Source organism: Psychrobacter sp. Ps6 (assembly GCF_022129235.1).
Lineage (GTDB): Bacteria > Pseudomonadota > Gammaproteobacteria > Pseudomonadales > Moraxellaceae > Psychrobacter.
In genome coordinates, this window is record NZ_JADQAI010000001.1 from 272,115 (window position 1) to 288,760 (window position 16,646).

Annotated in this window: 16 protein-coding genes; 10 read left to right on the forward strand and 6 right to left on the reverse strand. The window is 43.3% G+C overall.

All coding sequences use genetic code 11. From position 1 onward, the window contains the following. Both ybaK and I3255_RS01145 read left to right on the forward strand, forming a co-directional pair. Positions 1-489 (forward strand): Cys-tRNA(Pro) deacylase, encoded by a 489-nt coding sequence (gene ybaK, locus I3255_RS01140; RefSeq protein WP_238036075.1) that lies wholly within the window; start codon positions 1-3, stop codon positions 487-489. Positions 490-577: 88 nt separating this feature from the next. Next, complete coding sequence (locus tag I3255_RS01145; RefSeq protein ID WP_238036077.1) at positions 578-952, forward strand: 5-carboxymethyl-2-hydroxymuconate Delta-isomerase; 375 nt, start codon at positions 578-580, stop codon at positions 950-952. A 92-nt stretch (positions 953-1,044) separates the two neighbouring features. On the opposite strand, the gene I3255_RS01150 is transcribed toward I3255_RS01145, so the two are convergent. Together I3255_RS01150 and I3255_RS01155 are read right to left on the reverse strand one after the other, a co-directional pair. Beyond that, entirely contained in the window at positions 1,045-1,521 is a 477-nt protein-coding gene (locus I3255_RS01150; RefSeq protein WP_238036079.1) for a hypothetical protein, read from the reverse strand. Positions 1,522-1,635: 114 nt separating this feature from the next. Further along, a complete protein-coding gene (locus tag I3255_RS01155; protein WP_238036081.1) occupies positions 1,636-3,456 on the reverse strand; it encodes an acyl-CoA dehydrogenase C-terminal domain-containing protein in 1,821 nt (606 codons plus the stop codon). A 393-nt stretch (positions 3,457-3,849) separates the two neighbouring features. Here I3255_RS01155 and I3255_RS01160 point away from each other — a divergent pair, with 393 nt between their 5' ends. After that, positions 3,850-4,974, forward strand: a complete 1,125-nt coding sequence (locus I3255_RS01160; RefSeq protein ID WP_238036083.1) for an FUSC family protein — start codon at positions 3,850-3,852, stop codon at positions 4,972-4,974. A 36-nt stretch (positions 4,975-5,010) separates the two neighbouring features. Here I3255_RS01160 and aroE read toward each other — a convergent pair whose 3' ends face one another. Further along, positions 5,011-5,874, reverse strand: a complete 864-nt coding sequence (gene aroE / locus I3255_RS01165; RefSeq protein WP_238036085.1) for a shikimate dehydrogenase — start codon at positions 5,872-5,874, stop codon at positions 5,011-5,013. 365 nt (positions 5,875-6,239) lie between these two features. Here aroE and I3255_RS01170 point away from each other — a divergent pair, with 365 nt between their 5' ends. Then, a complete protein-coding gene (locus I3255_RS01170; RefSeq protein ID WP_346268615.1) occupies positions 6,240-6,926 on the forward strand; it encodes a hypothetical protein in 687 nt (228 codons plus the stop codon). A 12-nt stretch (positions 6,927-6,938) separates the two neighbouring features. Further along, entirely contained in the window at positions 6,939-7,916 is a 978-nt protein-coding gene (locus tag I3255_RS01175; protein WP_238036086.1) for an aminotransferase class IV, read from the forward strand. Here I3255_RS01175 and I3255_RS01180 read toward each other — a convergent pair. Beyond that, complete coding sequence (locus I3255_RS01180; protein ID WP_238036087.1) at positions 7,913-8,743, reverse strand: site-specific DNA-methyltransferase; 831 nt, start codon at positions 8,741-8,743, stop codon at positions 7,913-7,915. The two genes, I3255_RS01175 and I3255_RS01180, sit on opposite strands and share 4 nt — an antisense overlap. Before the next feature lie 2 nt (positions 8,744-8,745). Continuing rightward, the gene (locus tag I3255_RS01185; RefSeq protein WP_238036088.1) at positions 8,746-8,994 is read right to left on the reverse strand and encodes a hypothetical protein; all 249 of its coding nucleotides are present in this window, start codon (positions 8,992-8,994) and stop codon (positions 8,746-8,748) included. A gap of 94 nt (positions 8,995-9,088) precedes the next feature. On the opposite strand from I3255_RS01185, the gene I3255_RS01190 reads away from it, so the two are divergent. The 5 genes from I3255_RS01190 to tmk all read left to right on the forward strand — a co-directional run bounded on the left by I3255_RS01190 (position 9,089) and on the right by tmk (position 13,620). Continuing rightward, the gene (locus I3255_RS01190; protein ID WP_238036089.1) at positions 9,089-9,340 is read left to right on the forward strand and encodes a helix-turn-helix transcriptional regulator; all 252 of its coding nucleotides are present in this window, start codon (positions 9,089-9,091) and stop codon (positions 9,338-9,340) included. Continuing rightward, positions 9,324-10,160 carry a DNA adenine methylase gene (locus I3255_RS01195; protein ID WP_238036090.1) on the forward strand — a complete coding sequence of 279 codons (837 nt, stop codon included), beginning with the start codon at positions 9,324-9,326 and terminating at the stop codon, positions 10,158-10,160. The genes I3255_RS01190 and I3255_RS01195 overlap by 17 nt, the downstream gene beginning before the upstream one ends. Next, complete coding sequence (locus I3255_RS01200; protein WP_238036091.1) at positions 10,153-11,442, forward strand: hypothetical protein; 1,290 nt, start codon at positions 10,153-10,155, stop codon at positions 11,440-11,442. The genes I3255_RS01195 and I3255_RS01200 overlap by 8 nt, the downstream gene beginning before the upstream one ends. Positions 11,443-11,521: 79 nt before the next feature. After that, positions 11,522-12,802, forward strand: a complete 1,281-nt coding sequence (gene mltG / locus I3255_RS01205; protein ID WP_238036093.1) for an endolytic transglycosylase MltG — start codon at positions 11,522-11,524, stop codon at positions 12,800-12,802. An 86-nt stretch (positions 12,803-12,888) separates the two neighbouring features. Further along, a complete protein-coding gene (gene tmk / locus I3255_RS01210; RefSeq protein WP_238036095.1) occupies positions 12,889-13,620 on the forward strand; it encodes a dTMP kinase in 732 nt (243 codons plus the stop codon). A 155-nt stretch (positions 13,621-13,775) separates the two neighbouring features. Here the strand turns inward: tmk and I3255_RS01215 are convergent, their stop codons facing one another. After that, positions 13,776-16,079, reverse strand: a complete 2,304-nt coding sequence (locus I3255_RS01215; protein WP_238036097.1) for a sodium:proton antiporter — start codon at positions 16,077-16,079, stop codon at positions 13,776-13,778. Positions 16,080-16,646: the final 567 nt, after the last annotated feature.

Here is a 16,646-nt window from a genome sequence, read left to right on the forward strand (position 1 = left end):
ATGACACCAGCTATCGATCTTGCCAAAAAACGCGGTCTTGATTACCGCATACACGAATATACGCATGACAGTCATGCGGCCTCTTTTGGTTTAGAAGCCGCAGAAAAGCTTGGCGTGGCAGTAACGCAAGTGTTCAAAACTTTGGTGGTGTCGACCGATACTGGCGCCCTTGCGGTTGCGATATTGCCAGTAGATAAAACCCTCAATTTTAAAAAAATGGCCAAAGCCTTATCTGCCAATAAATTGCTGTCCTGCAAAAAAGTACAAATGGCAGATCCCAAGCAAGTAGAGCGTAGTACCGGCTATGTGTTGGGCGGCGTCAGTCCATTGGGGCAAAAAAAGCGCCTAAAAACAGTCATAGATAGTAGTGCGAAAGATCAGACAACGGTCTATGTCAGTGGCGGTCGTCGCGGTTTGGAGATTGAATTGCCACCAGCGCAATTAGCCAACACACTTGATGCGCATTTTAGTGCGATTACTGATGAATAATATGCATAAAGGTTTTACGGTGGCTAAAGATACCGCGTAAACTTACCAGCCAGACCATCCATTACTTTTTATATTTAAGGACATACACATGCCGCATTTAGCCATTCAAGCCACGCCCAACGTCAGTATCCCTCACGAAGAATCATTGCTAAAGTCGCTCAATAAAGCACTATGGGACAGTGGGCTGTTTAAACAACCTGCTGAAATCAAAACACGTATCCTACCTATTGAGACGTTTTTAGTAGGCGTGGAAGATGATGAACAAGCGAATGGCTTTATCTATGCCAATCTAAAATTGATGAGCGGCCGCGATATAGAGACTCAAAACCAGCTGGCTGAGCTACTGGTCGCTACCATCGAAGAAAAGATCGGAGACGAGCAATCAGGTCGCGCGGCACTGCAAATATGCGTAGAAGTCGAAGAGATTAGTGCGGTCTATCATAAGAAGATGCTAGGTAGTTAATGTTAAACGCTTTAACCTCTTCCAAAGCGACTTATTCTAGTTTGAATGTTATAGTTTGAAGGCTGTCGTTTGAAGGCGTTAGACGTATATGGTTAAACGGGCTTGCATAAGGACTCGCTGGCATATTTTGGTAGTATCATGACCTCAACTTTATAGCCAGCAGTTTTGCCATGAGTGGCCATCAGGTTACGTGCGATACGTAATCGATAATCGCCCGTGGTTGGCAGACAACCTTGATAAATGATACCGCCTTTGGTGCCATCTTGGGTACCATCCGGCATATGCAATACACCGACATTGGCAGTCTCGGGCGTGCCTGCAAGTGGCGAAATATTGATCACGGCATATTGTGAACTGCCCGCCTGAAAGTGATACCACCGCTCATTTTCATGGGCGTTTAACTTGCCAGTGACGACGCTAGTGATGGCGCCTTTGGCAAAATGCAGAGTACTATCGCTACTTTTGGCAGCTGCACTGCTCATGCCAATACTGACAAGCGTGGTACTAATCACCAATGCTCGCATATATCGAGCAGCTAAAGACGCGTTTTTATGGTTAGGTAAAATCATTATGTGCTCCTGAATTACAGATTGCTTTTGATAGTTTTTAATCATAATACGGTCAGTTAAACACAAAAAAGCGCCTAAATGATAGGCGCTTTTTCGTGGATTATGAATACAGTGTTAGTCTAGAAAAGCAAAGTTTTCAATGTCCATATCTGTCATGCTATTGCTTGGTGCGACCATGGCTTCAGCATGTCCCGAGGTACGTGGTAGCAGCTTGTCAAAGTAGAATTCAGCTGTTTGAATTTTCGCTTTGTAGAATTCTGGTGCTTCTGTGCCGCCATTTTCAAGCTTATCATAAGCGACCGCTGCCATACGTGCCCAGTGGTAGCCCATCATAACGTAACCTGAGTACATAAGGAAGTCATCTGATGCGGCTGAGATGATTTCACGGTCTTTACGAGCCATTAGCATCAAGCGCACTGTTAATGTGTTCCACTCAGCGCACAGTTTTGTGAGTGCCCAAACGAATTTACGCATGTCTTTATCAAGGGCATACTCGCCGCACCATTTCATGATACTTGAGGTGTAGTCACGAATGATTTTACCTTTAGATTGCAAGATAACTTTACGACCTAATAGATCCAATGCCTGTACCCCAGTCGTACCTTCGTACATGGTTGCGATACGAGCATCACGAGCGATCAGCTCCATACCCCATTCTTTGATATAGCCATGACCACCATAGATTTGCTGACCGTGTTTGGCCGCTTCAATACCTAATTCAGTCAAGAAACCTTTTAGGATTGGCGTGTAGAAACCTAGCTTGTCATCCCATTTTTCGAACTCTTCATCATCACCATTGACGATACCCTGTGCCATTTTGTCGGCATAGCGCGCTGAATGATAAATCATTGAACGTCCGCCTTCAGCAAAGGCTTTTTGCGTCAATAGCATACGGCGTACGTCAGCATGATGAATGATGGCATCAGCTACTTTTTCAGGATCTTTGGTGCCAGATAGCGTACGCATAGAGCGACGTTCTTTGGCATACGGTAGCGCGTTTTGGAAAGATAGCTCAGTGTGCGCTAGACCTTGGATACCAGTACCGATACGAGCAGTGTTCATAAAGGTGAACATCGCTTTTAGGCCTTTGTGCGGTTCGCCAATTAAGTAGCCAGTAGCACCATCAAAGTTCAATACACAGGTAGAAGAGGCGCTGATACCCATTTTGTGCTCGATTGAGCCGCAGACAACGGCATTGCGCTCGCCAGATTCGCCTTCAGCATTCGGCGTGAATTTCGGTACGATAAATAGCGAAATACCGCGTGTGCCTTCTGGAGCATTTGGTAGACGTGCTAGAACAATATGAATAATATTGTCTGTTAAATCATGCTCACCGCTTGAGATAAAGATTTTGGTACCACTGATTTTATAGGTACCGTCATCCTGCGGGATGGCTTTTGATTTTACTTGGCCCAAATCCGTACCACACTGTGGCTCGGTCAAACACATCGTACCTGCCCATGTGCCTTCGACCAACTTCGGTAGATACAGGGCTTTTTGCTCATCCGTACCATATTGTAGTAGCGTATTGATACAACCGGTTGATAGGCCAGAGTACATCGCCCACGGCCAGTTAGCAGTACCGATCATTTCAGCTTTGATCAGGTTGATTGACGTCGGTAAGTTCATCCCGCCGTATTCTTCAGGATACGAGATACCTTGCCAGCCGCCTTCTACAAACTGGTTGTAAGCTTCTTTAAAGCCTTTTGGCGTAGTGACTTCGCCATTTTCAAAATGACAGCCTTCTTCATCGCCTGATTGATAGATAGGAGCGAGGACGTTTTCAGAAAAGTCAGCCATGCCTTGTAGGATCATGTCAATCGTTTCAGGATCGGCATTCTCGCCATTATCTAGGCTTTTATAATGCGTTTGGTAATCAAATACATCATTAATCAAAAATTTGATGTCACGTAAAGGTGCTTTGTAAGTTAACATAATCGCTCTCTTTGGTTAGTTCACTATCATGGACTTACGACGCAGTATTTGAGTCAAAAGTCATGTCAGCGATGTGTCATTATTTTAATTGAGATAGATACTATATCTGTTGTTATGAGTGCTAGTAATAAACAGCGAGTCCATTGTGAAGGGCTTTATGACGTCCTTGTTGAGCGTCAGCTATTATCGCGTTGATATGATTATAAATCTTATAGGTCGATAAATATACAATTGATAACTATTATTCATGAATTTTATTTTAATTAATTAATTTTAGTTTTATGAAGTGGCTGATATATGTGCTGGATGTGCTCAAAAACCATCTGCTATAGATGATTGATGATAAGCAGAAAACCGAAGAGGAATAGACATAATAAATAAGGAAGGCCATCTATGAGCGACCCAAAATCTCACAAACAATCCTCTTGGTTGACCACATTCTTGATGCGCATTAAGTTGCTCATTGACGGCGAGCTTAGGCATTTACTGACAGTCAATCGTAGTCAAAGGCCATGGCATATGCCCATTGTTGCTGCAATTGCGATCAGCTTTCCAGTATTCGTGGGCGCTTACTTTGGTGACTTATCTGCTGGAATCAAAGCGTCGCTGGGGTCAATGATTATTTTAAACCTGCCATTGGTGGGCGGGTTACCTTATCGATTGGTAACCGTAATGGCTTGGGGGTTTGCCATGATACTCAGTTTTGCGCTGGGTTTGATGGCGCAGCAATTGCCTATACTCAGGCTGCCTGTTTTTATGCTTGTCGCGCTTAGCGTGGTGATGTTGGGTCGTTATTATAAGCAGCCACCACCAGCAGGGTTGTTTGTGTTGATGGCTGGTGCAATCGCGCTGTTTATTCCTGTCCCGTTAGATCGAGTACTCTCAGCGATAGGGCTTGTGCTATTGGGTAGCGGGTCTTCGATGTTGCTGGCGCTACTGTATACACTGTTTTTGCTCGCCACACGTCCTATTGCCCCTACGCCCAGTTATCATTATGAGCCAGATATGATCAGTGATAGCCTCATTGTCGTAGGTTTCATCAGTCTGGCATTGGTGATAGCAGTTTTGTTAGACATGCCTTATCCATATTGGGTCGCCATGAGCTGCTTTATCATTATTCAAGGCATCCAGCTACGAACCATGTGGATCAAGCAATTGCATCGTATATTGGGTACGTTGGTTGGTATGGTGGTTGCAAGTTGGATGCTGTCTTGGGGGCTATCGACTTGGGGTGTCGCCGTGGCTATATTATCAATGATGTTATTGATTGAGTCGCTTGTCGACCGGCATTATGGGCTGGCGGTGATTTTTATTACGCCATTGACGATATTTATCGCGGAGTATGGCAGCACGATGCCGGTGCCGCCAGTGGCAGGAGATGTGATCCATACGCGCATGATTGATACGGCACTTGGCTGTGTGATTGGTCTCAGTGGTGGTTTGGCCATCCACTCTACACGATTGCGTGTACCACTGCGGCGTTTGGAGCATTGGCTGCTGCTGCGCTTTAGTGAATAATAAGCAGCAGTTTAATGCTGCTAATTAAGAGTTCCATTAAGTATTTTGACTCAAGGCGGCTGTCGCTTTTGCGACGTCGATCGTATGATTAGTCCAGCGCTCAAAACTCAATGCGGCTTGTCCGATGAGCATGCCGTAGCCTTCAGACGTTTGGGCATCACGCGCCGCGAAATGCTGCAAAAAGGGTAGGTCGCGCCCATACATCATGTCATAAGCGTATTGACAGTGTAGATTATCATCCAGCGGCAGTGTGTCGCCTGATAAGCCGATGGAGGTGGCATTGATAATCATATCAAAGTCGCCGCTCAAGTCGTGAGTGGCACATACCTGAATCTGCTGCGCTGCAATGACTGAGCTGGCTGCACTCAGCTCGTCTACCAAATCTGCCGCTTTACTCACTGTGCGATTGGCAATAGTCAGTGAGCCAATACCTGCTTGAATCAGCGGTAGTATGACACCGCGTGCCGCGCCGCCTGCGCCAATAAGGGCAACGCGAGCACCTTCTAGTGGCCAATCTAAGCTTGTTATGTGATTGACGAGCCCTTGTCCGTCCGTATTATCGCCGTATATGGCCTCTTTTATCGACGCGCCTTGTTGTAATAGCGCCTCATTTATCATGAGGGTATTGACCGCGCCTGCTGTTTTGGCATGCTCTGATAAGCCGCCGCGCGCCGCACAGCAGTTATAAGCGACTTGCTTAAAAGGTACGGTCACGTTAGCACCCACACCACCACCATGAAAAAACGCCTCAATGACCGCCGTAAAACTGGCAGCATCGTCAGGACAGTACTGGCGCTGGTAGCGAATATCAATACCCGCCTGTAACGCAAATTGCTCATGAATTTCAGGGGATTTGCTGTGGGCAATCGGATTGCCAATAACGATGAAATGTTGGGTCATAAAGGGTCCATTGGCTAAAAGAGGCAAGACATCATTAAAAATGCATCGCTTATGGCCATTTATCATAAGCGATAAAATGAGGATTGACAAACCAATGGCTCACTTCATAAGCCTTGTATCGGGCAGAGTTTGATGAGTGATATCTTTAACAAATATGTACTCTCTGGGAGCGTTGTGCGTAACCTAAAAGGTAGTCAAGCGCTGAGCAGTTGGGTAAACTATCGATTGTATGTTAATTAGTATAATATGCTCTAATGACTGTTAGGTTATAACTTTTATTAAATACATTTTTTATTAAAAAACCCTTTGTTATCGGTGGCTTCTGGGCCAGCTCGTTAATATTATTGTAAGATCAATCTAAAAGTGTGAGTAAATTATCCATGTGGAATCATAACCTTCAGACTCTTCTAGTCGGTACGATAATGGCAGTTAGTGTGACGCTTGGTGGCTGTGATAGCACCAAAGAGGATGCTCAAAATCCAGAGACAAACGCTGAGAGTAGCGAGCAGACTGTGACGGATACCCCTGTACAGGATAGCGCTGTAGATAATCCTGATCTAGATGGCGCGACCGCCCAACAAGGTACACCAGTAAAATACGATGTCTCGGCATGGGGCGCTGACAAGGGCGAGCCGCTTAGCACCGATGAGTTAGATGGTATCAAGTCAGCATTTGGTAAAGTAATCAGTACGGATGAAAATAGCCTAGACTATGCCAGTAATCCTGCTACCAAATATCGCTTTATGAAGACGGACGCGCCTTATCTGGATATTATCGACTCCGAAAAATATCTTGAGCTTGGCTGGTATTATGCCAATCCGACCGATTCTGATAAAGAAAAAGCGTTGAGCCAAGACCATGCTAAAAAAGCCTACCAACTGTCGCGCCGACTAATGGGTGATGAGGGTGGCAAAATGGTTGCTGAGATGCTCAGTAACCAAATCATCAAAAACAGAGTCATTGGCGGACAAAAAGTAGAGCTGGCAAAATGTGAGTTTTATAGCTGTATGCTAGTCATCAATAAATCCGCTGCCCAAATAGACAATAGCTAAGCGATGATAGATATGAGGTCACTGCCTAACCGTTGGGTCTGCCTATATCCACAAGATGATACGGCAACCAGCGAAGCAGTGACACTGTCACCAGACAACCGCGGATTGGCCTATGCGGATGGGTTTTTTACGACCATGGGTGTGATGGGCGGACTCATCCTATGGGCAGACTATCATCATCAGCGGCTCATCTCCCATGCTGACGCCTTGCAGTTAGATATAGATTGCGAGGAACTACTGGCAGTATTAAAAATGTATGCCCAGCAGCTAGAGCAGGGTATGCTCAAGCTCGTAGTGACTCGCGCCGCACAAGACATTCGCGGTTATGGCTATGTACCAAGTGAATCAGGAAGCGCTTGTGAGATATGGCTAAAACCGACTGTTATGAGAGTCTCTACTGCTGTGCAACTGTCATTACCTGATGGCAATCTAGTACCCATGCAGCCGAATGCCTCGGCGATATGCTTATCTTCACAGATTGCCTGTCTGCCGCCGCCGCTGGCAGGACTCAAAAGCCTAAGCCGTCTAGATAATGTCCTTGCCAGTGGCGAGCTACAGCGTATAAAAGCTGAACCATTGGCGTCCAACGTTGCAAGGAGCCTCAGTGAAGGGTTGCTACGTGATATGAGTGGTCACTGGGTTGAAGGTACGATGAGCAATGTGTTCTATCAGTTAGCAGATGAGCCTTTATCCGCATCTGAAACGCACTCTAGTAGATACGAAGGTGCTGATAATAATCCTGAGAATTATCTAACAACAGGTCAATGGCACACTCCCTCTATGACACAATCGGGCGTAGCTGGTGTAATGCGGCAGGTGATTATTGATGCTCTGTCCATGACAGAGTACCCAGTGGTGATACGGTCGTTATCAGATGAGGACTTGCCTAGGCTGACGGGGTTATTCTTTTGCAATGCACTGCGCGGTATCATGCCTATGAGCAGTTTGACGCTGTTGTCAGGTGATATTGTGGATTTTGAATCCGTTTAGTTGTTATTTTCTTTATTTAATAAACGATAGAAATGTTGTTTGAAAAACTCTTTTCTCCCTTCAAGTTGTAGGTCTTCATAGCGTGCTTGGCTGAGTTGTAGATATTCAGTTTCCTGTTCAATACCAATAAAACGTCTTTCTAAGATATTACCTGCGATACCTGTTGTTGAAGATCCAGCGAAAGGGTCAAGTATCAAAGCATTTTTTTTAGTAGAGGCTAAAATCATCTGTGCCAATAATGCCAAAGGTTTTTGCGTAGGGTGCTTACCACAAGATTTTTCCCACTTAGCAATTGCTGGCAAGCGCCACACATCTTTCATTTGCTTATCGTTATTAAGTCGCTTCATCAAATCATAATCGAAGTAGTGCGGCACTTTAGGATGTTTTCTCGCCCAAATAATAAATTCTGTAGAATGAGTAAAAAACCGACAAGAAAAATTAGGCGGTGGATTGGTTTTTTCCCAAGTTATAACATTGAGTATTTTAAAACCAAGCTGCGGCAAAATACGACCCAGAGTAAAAATATTGTGATGTGTACCACTGACCCATAAGGTTGCATTATCTGCCATTTTCTCTCGTACAGCAAAAAGCCATTCATAGGTGAATACATAAGCATCATTGTCACTGACAAGCTTGTCCCAATGACCTTTATTAACTGACTGTATTTTGCCATTTTTGACTGTTAAACCATCATTAGATAAGAAGTATGGAGGGTCGGCAAAGACCATATCTACGTTGTTATCTAACTGAGGAATAACTGTTAAGCAGTTGCCTTTCAGTAAGTTAAAATCTAAATTATCACTGTTAAAAAACGAATGACTTTCCATGTCTATTCCAGCATATCGGCTAAGAAGTAAAGAAGTTCGGGTAAGTTAAACTCTCCCTTTGCGAAACCATACTGCCCGCAATCGTCTGGAATAACAACAGTTTGACCAATAAACCTCTTATCTTCGCTAATGATGCGAAGCATATTTACTAATTCATCTCTCACTACTACAGAGTCTTCAGTATCTAATAATTCATTAGGTGCCGTTGAGTTGAATTCAATATTAATAGTCATATTTTCGATACTTATCATAACTTACTTTCCTCTATGATACTTATTGTATGTAGACTTATTGTATACAAAATATAGCATGAGTCAAACAAAAAAACCAATATGCGTGCCTTATATGAAAGAAAAAGTTCTATGTGATTTCGGTGAAAGAATACGCCAGTTGCGTAAAAAAAATGACTTGAGCCAAGAGCAGCTAGCCGAAAAAACCGGTTTTCATCGCACATATATAGGTATGGTTGAACGTGGTGAGCGTAATCCTGCTTTAGTAAATATCAAAGTTTTTGCAGATAGTTTTGATATCAGCTTGTCGGTATTATTTAATGATAAATCATTTGAAAAAGAGGTTAAGAGTGGCAAAGAAAAATAAATTAGTCATGCCCTTCTTGAAGTGGGTAGGTGGAAAACGCCAACTTATAACTGAGATTGAGCCGTTGCTTCCTAGCCGTATATCTACTTACTACGAGCCATTTTTGGGTGGTGGCGCAATATTTCTACACATGCAACCAAAAAAAGCAGTGATCAATGATTACAACTCTGAATTAATCAATGTTTACGAAACGATTAGAGATGATGTAGATGCTCTTATTGAACACTTAGCTATTCATGAAAATAACTCCGAGTACTTTTATCGGATAAGAGCTCTAGATAGGCAGGAAGGTTTTGTTGAGTTAACTAAGATAGAGCGTGCATCTCGTGTTATTTACCTAAATAAGACCTGTTTCAATGGACTATATAGAGTCAATAGTTCAGGTGAGTTTAATACACCTTTTGGGCGTTATAAAAACCCTAATATAATCAACGAAACTGTTCTGCAAGCGGTAAGTAATTACTTACAGAATAATGATATTGTATTGCGTAATGGAGATTTTGAGGAAGCTGTTAAGGGAGCACGTAAAGGCTCCTTTGTTTATCTTGATCCACCGTATGATCCTGTCTCGAAAAGCTCAAACTTTACAGGATACGTTCAAGGTGGTTTTGGTGATGATGAACAAGTAAGGCTTAGAGATACTTGTATCAATCTAAATAAAAGGGGTGTTAATTTCCTTTTGTCTAACTCTGCTACTGCTTTTATGAAAGAATTATACAAAGACTTTGAGATAATTGAGGTAGGCGCTAGTAGGAGTATTAACTCTGTGGGGAGTAAAAGAGGTGAGGTTAAAGAGATATTGGTAAGAAATTATGAGTAAAGGTAAGAGTATACAAAACCTAAAATGGGAAGAGATATTCAAAGATTATCCAATTATCGTTGCTGTGAAAGATGAGGGTTATTTCCGCATCACGTCATCTCAAATAAATTGTTACCATGAAGCTAGACTGATGACTAAGTTCGACTTTCAAGATCAGCTACCTAAAATATTTAAAGATAATGGTTTAGCTATTCTCCCTATAACTAGAGGCAGCTATGTTATAGGTAAGTTTAATTTATTTGAAAAAATAGTAAATACCAAAAATATAAAGACAATTGGAGCTAAAAAACCTGATTATATTGAATCTATAGATATCGAAAATATAAGTAGTGAAACTACAGCGCTTCTGTGCGCAAATATATGTGAAATACTGACTTCTTTTTTTGAAGAAGAAAATATAACCCATGTAATAGGCGGTAGGATGGGCTCTGGAGACTTCGATTTTGAAATATCTAATTTGAAAATTGAGGTTTCAAAGTCGCAAATTGAGATAGATGGAGGGTTTGAATCTGAGACTTCAATTTATCTTGTCGAAGTTAAAAACCTGATACACGATGACTTCTTAATTAGACAAGTCTATTATCCATACAGGGTCTGGACTAAAAAACTTGAAGAAAGGAGTATAAATAAGAAAGTACGTAATATATTTCTAACTTATTCTGATGGTATTTTTCACTTAAGAGAATACGTATTTAAAAATATAAACAAGCCAGATTCAATAGAAATGATTAGAGAGGGTAAATATAGTATTGTGAAGGACTCATTGAGTTTAGAACGACTTCAGAACATTGTGAACGACGCAATATTTGTAAAAGAACCTTATGTTCCTTTTCCTCAGTCTAACGATATAGATAAGACAATAAACCTCTGTGAGCTTCTTTACTATAAAAATGCTGAAATGTCTAAAGAAGAAATAGCAGAAGAGTTCCGTTTTGTACCAAGACAGGCTGATTATTATGGTAATAGCGCTAAGTATTTTGGTTTAGTGAATTATAGTAATGATAAAAAATATAGTCTTACAAGTTTAGGAAAAAATATTTTAGGAAAGCCAATAGAGCAAAGACAGTTTGATTTAGTCAGTTTGATTATGAAATATAAACCATTCAACCTCGTTATGAAAAGCTATCTTGATAATGGTAGTTGCCCTTCGGTAGACGAGGTTAAGTTGCTAATAAAAGATTGTGATTTACACGGAGTAGGAAAAGATACGACTACTTTCGGTCGGAGATGCTCTACAGTTATTAGTTGGACTAATTGGATATTAGATAGAGTAGAGATATAAAAGGTAAAAAACTTAATCAGCATTGAAAATCGTACGGTTCAGTGCTAAATTCTAGCAAACATCTGCCTCGCGAGTTGCCATGAGCAAGCCCACACCCAATACACCACCTGAACGTCCCAATGAGTCGCCATCGAACGAGCAAGATGGCACAGTCGAGGAGCGTGTAGACACCACGCTACCGGACGCACAACCAGTGGTAGATAGGGTGGAAGACACGCCAGCAACCAATGTCTCGCTGATCAGTGGCAACAGCAAACCGCGTCAATATAAAGTCAACAACCCCTCGTTTTTTATGCAGCGCGGTTATCAGGTATTGCTGGTACTAGGGCTCATTGCTGCATTCTTCTTAGTTATGGTGTATCAGACCTTATTTGGTCGTATCGAGCAGCCGCAGCAAATGGTCACGATTGAGCAAGGTCAGACGTATTATGGCCTATTGCCGCAGTGGCAAAATCAGATTCCGCTGTTCTCGGCCAGCGTAGCCAAGCTATATATCAAGTCGCAAGTCGATGCGCCTTTGCATGCAGGTATCTATCAATTACCTGAGAACCCAACCATCGCTGAGGCACTGCAAATATTAGAGCAGGGCGCAAAAGCGGCCATGGTAAAGGTGCAAATTATCGAAGGCAAAACCTCAAAAGATTTGTATCAAGCGCTGCGTGATAATGACAATATCGAAAAAGAAGTGCTGACCGCAGACAGTGATAATGCCAGCATCGCACAAGCGTTAGATTTGGCTGGTATATTGCCAGACAGCGTGACCAACAGCAGTGATCCTATCGTCAATCATAATCTTGAAGGTTGGTTTGCGCCCGATACCTATTATTATGGTGAAGGGACGAGCGACAAAAAAGTGCTCACTGATCTATATAAACGCCAGCAAAAAGCGCTGACTGATGCGTGGGAAAATCGTGCGCCTGACCTACCTTATAATAGCCCTTACGAAGCATTAGTAATGGCATCTATCATCGAAAAAGAAACCAGCGTACCAGAAGAGCGTCCGCTAGTCTCTGCCGTGTTTAGAAATCGCCTGGTTAAAAACATGCGTATGCAGACCGATCCGACCATCATTTATGGTATGGGTAGCCGTTATGATGGTAATATCCGCCGCAAAGACATCGATGAAAAAACGTCTTATAATACTTATCAGATTGATGGCTTACCGCCAACGCCAATCGCGCTACCATCTGCCGCATCTATCGAAGCAACCTTACATCCTGCCGATAGCGACGCTCTTTACTTTGTGGCAACTGGTAATGGCGGACACAAATTCACCAATAGCTTGGCTGAGCATAATCAAGCGGTAAAAGACTATCTGAGCGTCATGCGTGAGAAAAAATCTCAAACACCGCCGCAATAAAGCACCTTCTTATCTCTTATAAAACTTATCGTTTATTGAGCGCTATAATCTAACGATAGCGCTCATCAATGACATAAGGTCATATCATGTCAGTACCTATACAGACCAACGCGCCATCCGCACAGGCGAGTACAGTATCGTCCACGCTACCGGAATCGAATGCTTCGCAAACGACGAACGCATCTACTGTAGGGCGGTTTATTAGCTTTGAAGGAACGGAAGGCGTCGGGAAAACCACGGCGATTGAGCAGCTCTGCTTGCAACTAGAGAAAAATGGTATTCAATACCTTCGTACTCGCGAGCCGGGTGGTAGTCCGTTTGCTGAGCGACTGCGCGATATATTGCTAGACCCTGCAACTGAAATTGAGGATGATACAGAGCTTTTATTATTGTTTGCGGCGCGCTGTGATCATATGCAGCAAGTCATTCTACCCGCACTACAACGCGGCACATGGGTAATCTGTGATCGGTTTACGGACTCTACTATTGCGTATCAGGGTTTTGGACGCGGACATGGCGATCAAGCGATGCTGACCAAAATTGACACGCTGATCGAGCAGTTTGTGACCCAATTACCTGAGCTGACTTTATGGCTTGATTTACCTGTAGCAGAGGGCATGGCACGTGCCAATAAACGCAGCGCAGCAGATCGCTTTGAGCAGCAAGCGATGGATTTCTTTACTTGGGTACATACCGGTTTTAGTCGGCTTGCAAGCTCGCATCCTGAGCGCATACAGCGTATCGATGCGTCAGGCAGTACTGATGAAGTGAGCGCGCGGATATGGCAGGCAGTCGTAGACAGATTTGATGTTAAATAATCATATTTGAGTGAGCATTTTTATCTTGTAAGTAGATTTAATAATCAAGCAGATGTGATAAAAGTAAAAAGCCCCAGCATGTCGCTGGGGCTTTTTATTGATGACAGTTTGTTATTTAACCGATTATGACGTTAGCGAGTAAATAACGACAGAGTTTATTTATCACTATTTTTGTCATTCAGCTCACTCTGCTCGGCTTCTTTCTCAGCCGCGCTAGAAGTGTCAGTGTCAGTTTTGGCAGTCGAATGAGTAGCATTGTCTTGACCAGAATCAGGCAAACGATTGGGATCAAGCGCTCCTTTTTTGTTTTTAGGCGCGTTACCATTACCGTTGGTATTACTATTACTAGACGTTTTGGTTTTCGAGGTCGAGGTCGAGTTTGCTGACATCACACCTTTATTTGCCGTATCAGTTGAGACAGCTTTTGGTGCCACAGCTTTATCATCCGTCGCTACTGGCGCGATATTAGATGACTTATCTACGCCACTACTCACGCTCGCGGTACTTTTATCAGCGTTTTTAGCAGTGTCAGTGGTTGTCTCTGGTTCTGCTTTTTGAGTGATGTCGCTGCTCAGCTCTTTTTCTTTACGTTTTTCAGGTGCTTTTGAGCTCGATTCAAAGTTAGCATCGGCGACCATCCGCGCTTGCTCTTGCTTGGGTGTCACATCTACTGGTTTTGGCTGTACTTCATCATCCACGACCAGTGAGATAAGCTTGCGATCACGCGGCACTGTACCGTCGAACTTATCAGTAATGACGTGCAGCTTGCCTTCTTTGTCTATGGTGTACAGCGGCACAAACTGCTTGTTATCCGCTTTATACTGCTCAAAGCTATAGCTGTCAGTGATGTTGGTGATTTTGATACGGGCTTTTTTGGACAGCATACTAGCAAGCTTGGTGTACGTCACATCTTTGCCAAATAGCCACTGTGAGTGAAAATTGGACTGCTTGTCGTCGCGCTCACTTCTGACTTTTTCATCACTGAACTTAAGACGGTATAGCTTACGTTCGCCAAATTCATGACGATAATGAATCTCAGACAAGGTATTCATCTCTTTGTCCATACTCATGGCAAACAAACGACCAATACCGATAAGGTCGAGATGGTGATCAGCATGATCCGAGATGGGGTTGCCAAAATAAGTACGCAGTCCGCTCATGCGTGCGCGCGCGATATTGGTATAGTTATTATGCGCGACGATGACGTCGAAGCCTTGCTCTTTAAGAGAGGTGGCGATGAGTAGCGCAATCGGGTTTGAGCCGACGATAAGAATACCATTGGTCTCAGGCTCACGTACGCCCAGCAAGTTGCCGACCACCTTTGCACCCAGACCCTGAATCATTACCGTACCAATGATGACCATAAATACCAATGGTACAAGCAGCTCGACACCTTGAATATCATACTCTTGCAAACGAATCGCAAACAAGGATGAGATAGCAGCAGCGACGATACCGCGAGGACCAATCCAGCTGATCATCAGCTTTTCATTGGTTTTTAGGTTGGAGCCGATAGAGGACGCCCATACCGATAATGGACGCGCCACAAACATAACGATGGCAAGTAGCACCAGACCTGCAAATCCTACGCTCAATAAACTTGCCAGCTCTACACGAGCGGCCAAAATAATAAATAGCACAGAGATCAGCAGAACGGTTAAAGACTCATTGAACTCCAAAATTGTCTCGCGTGGGAATTTTGGCCAGTTTGCCAGTGCCACACCTAGTACGGTCACGGTCAATAGTCCTGATTCATGCTCTAAGTGATTTGATACCGAAAACAAGACCAAGACGAATGCGAGGGTAAAAACATTGCGCAAAAACTCAGGAACCATATGACGACGCATGAGGAAGGCAAGCAACCAAGCGCCTGCCATACCAAGTGCGGTTGCCAATACGACAATCTTGGCAAATAGTAAGATACTACTGGCTTCGCCACCTGAGATGATATATTCATAGACCAATACGACGGCGATTGCGCCGATTGGATCAATGATAATACCTTCCCATTTTAGGATGTTGGATATCGTTTTATTGGGGCGCACGCTACGCAACAGCGGCATAATGACCGTCGGACCGGTCACGCAGACCAGCGCACCGAACAGGAGTGCAATCAATGGATCGACATCGAATAGCAAATAAGTCGACAGCGCCACGATAGCGATGGTGATGAGTACACCAACCGATACCAGCATTTGCACCACGGTACCGTGCTGTTTGATCTCATCGAATTCTAGGGTTAGCGAGCCCTCAAATAGGATAATCGCGACACCTAATGAGATAAAGGGAAACATCAATTCGCCCAGTACCAAATCAGGGTCAAATACGCCTAGTACTGGTCCGACGATAATACCAATCAATAATAAAAATAAAATGGACGGTTGCTTCAAATACCAAGCCAGCCATTGGGCGGCAATGCCAATCCCAACCACGCCGGATAGCAATAGGGCGGTATCCATAAATTAATCCTTTTGTAATCTTGTCATATTTTATATCTATCAAATAGCTGCCATAAGATAGTCGCTACCGTTCACTTCATAATAAGTTGCTATCATTACTTATCTTATCTGGGTCATAGCACTGATAGCCATCATGAATCACAACATGAGCTAGATATGATATATATACTATAAAGTAGCAAAGACAAAAGCAGTCCTAGACAAATAATGTGGGTCTAGAAATGCAAAAGATGGAAAATAAGGGTGATGATAGCCAGCTTGATAAACGAGTAGTCGATAGTATTTTTACTAATTGACTTTTGTTTGTTTTGTGATTTGTTTTGCTTTGCTTGCTATCATAACATGGTTTGATTCATATACATGTATATAGCGCCTGCCACGATATCAGCGCGCAGCCACAAAATTGTACAAAGTCAGTATGAAATAACCATGCCTTGGGTTATCCTGCATTATGGAAATAATGGCAAGATAACGTTTTGTTCATCATACAGTAGCTACGTTGGTCATGCACGCCGCCAAAACGACAATAATATGGCGTTAATCAGAGACCATATATTGGTGCTAAGG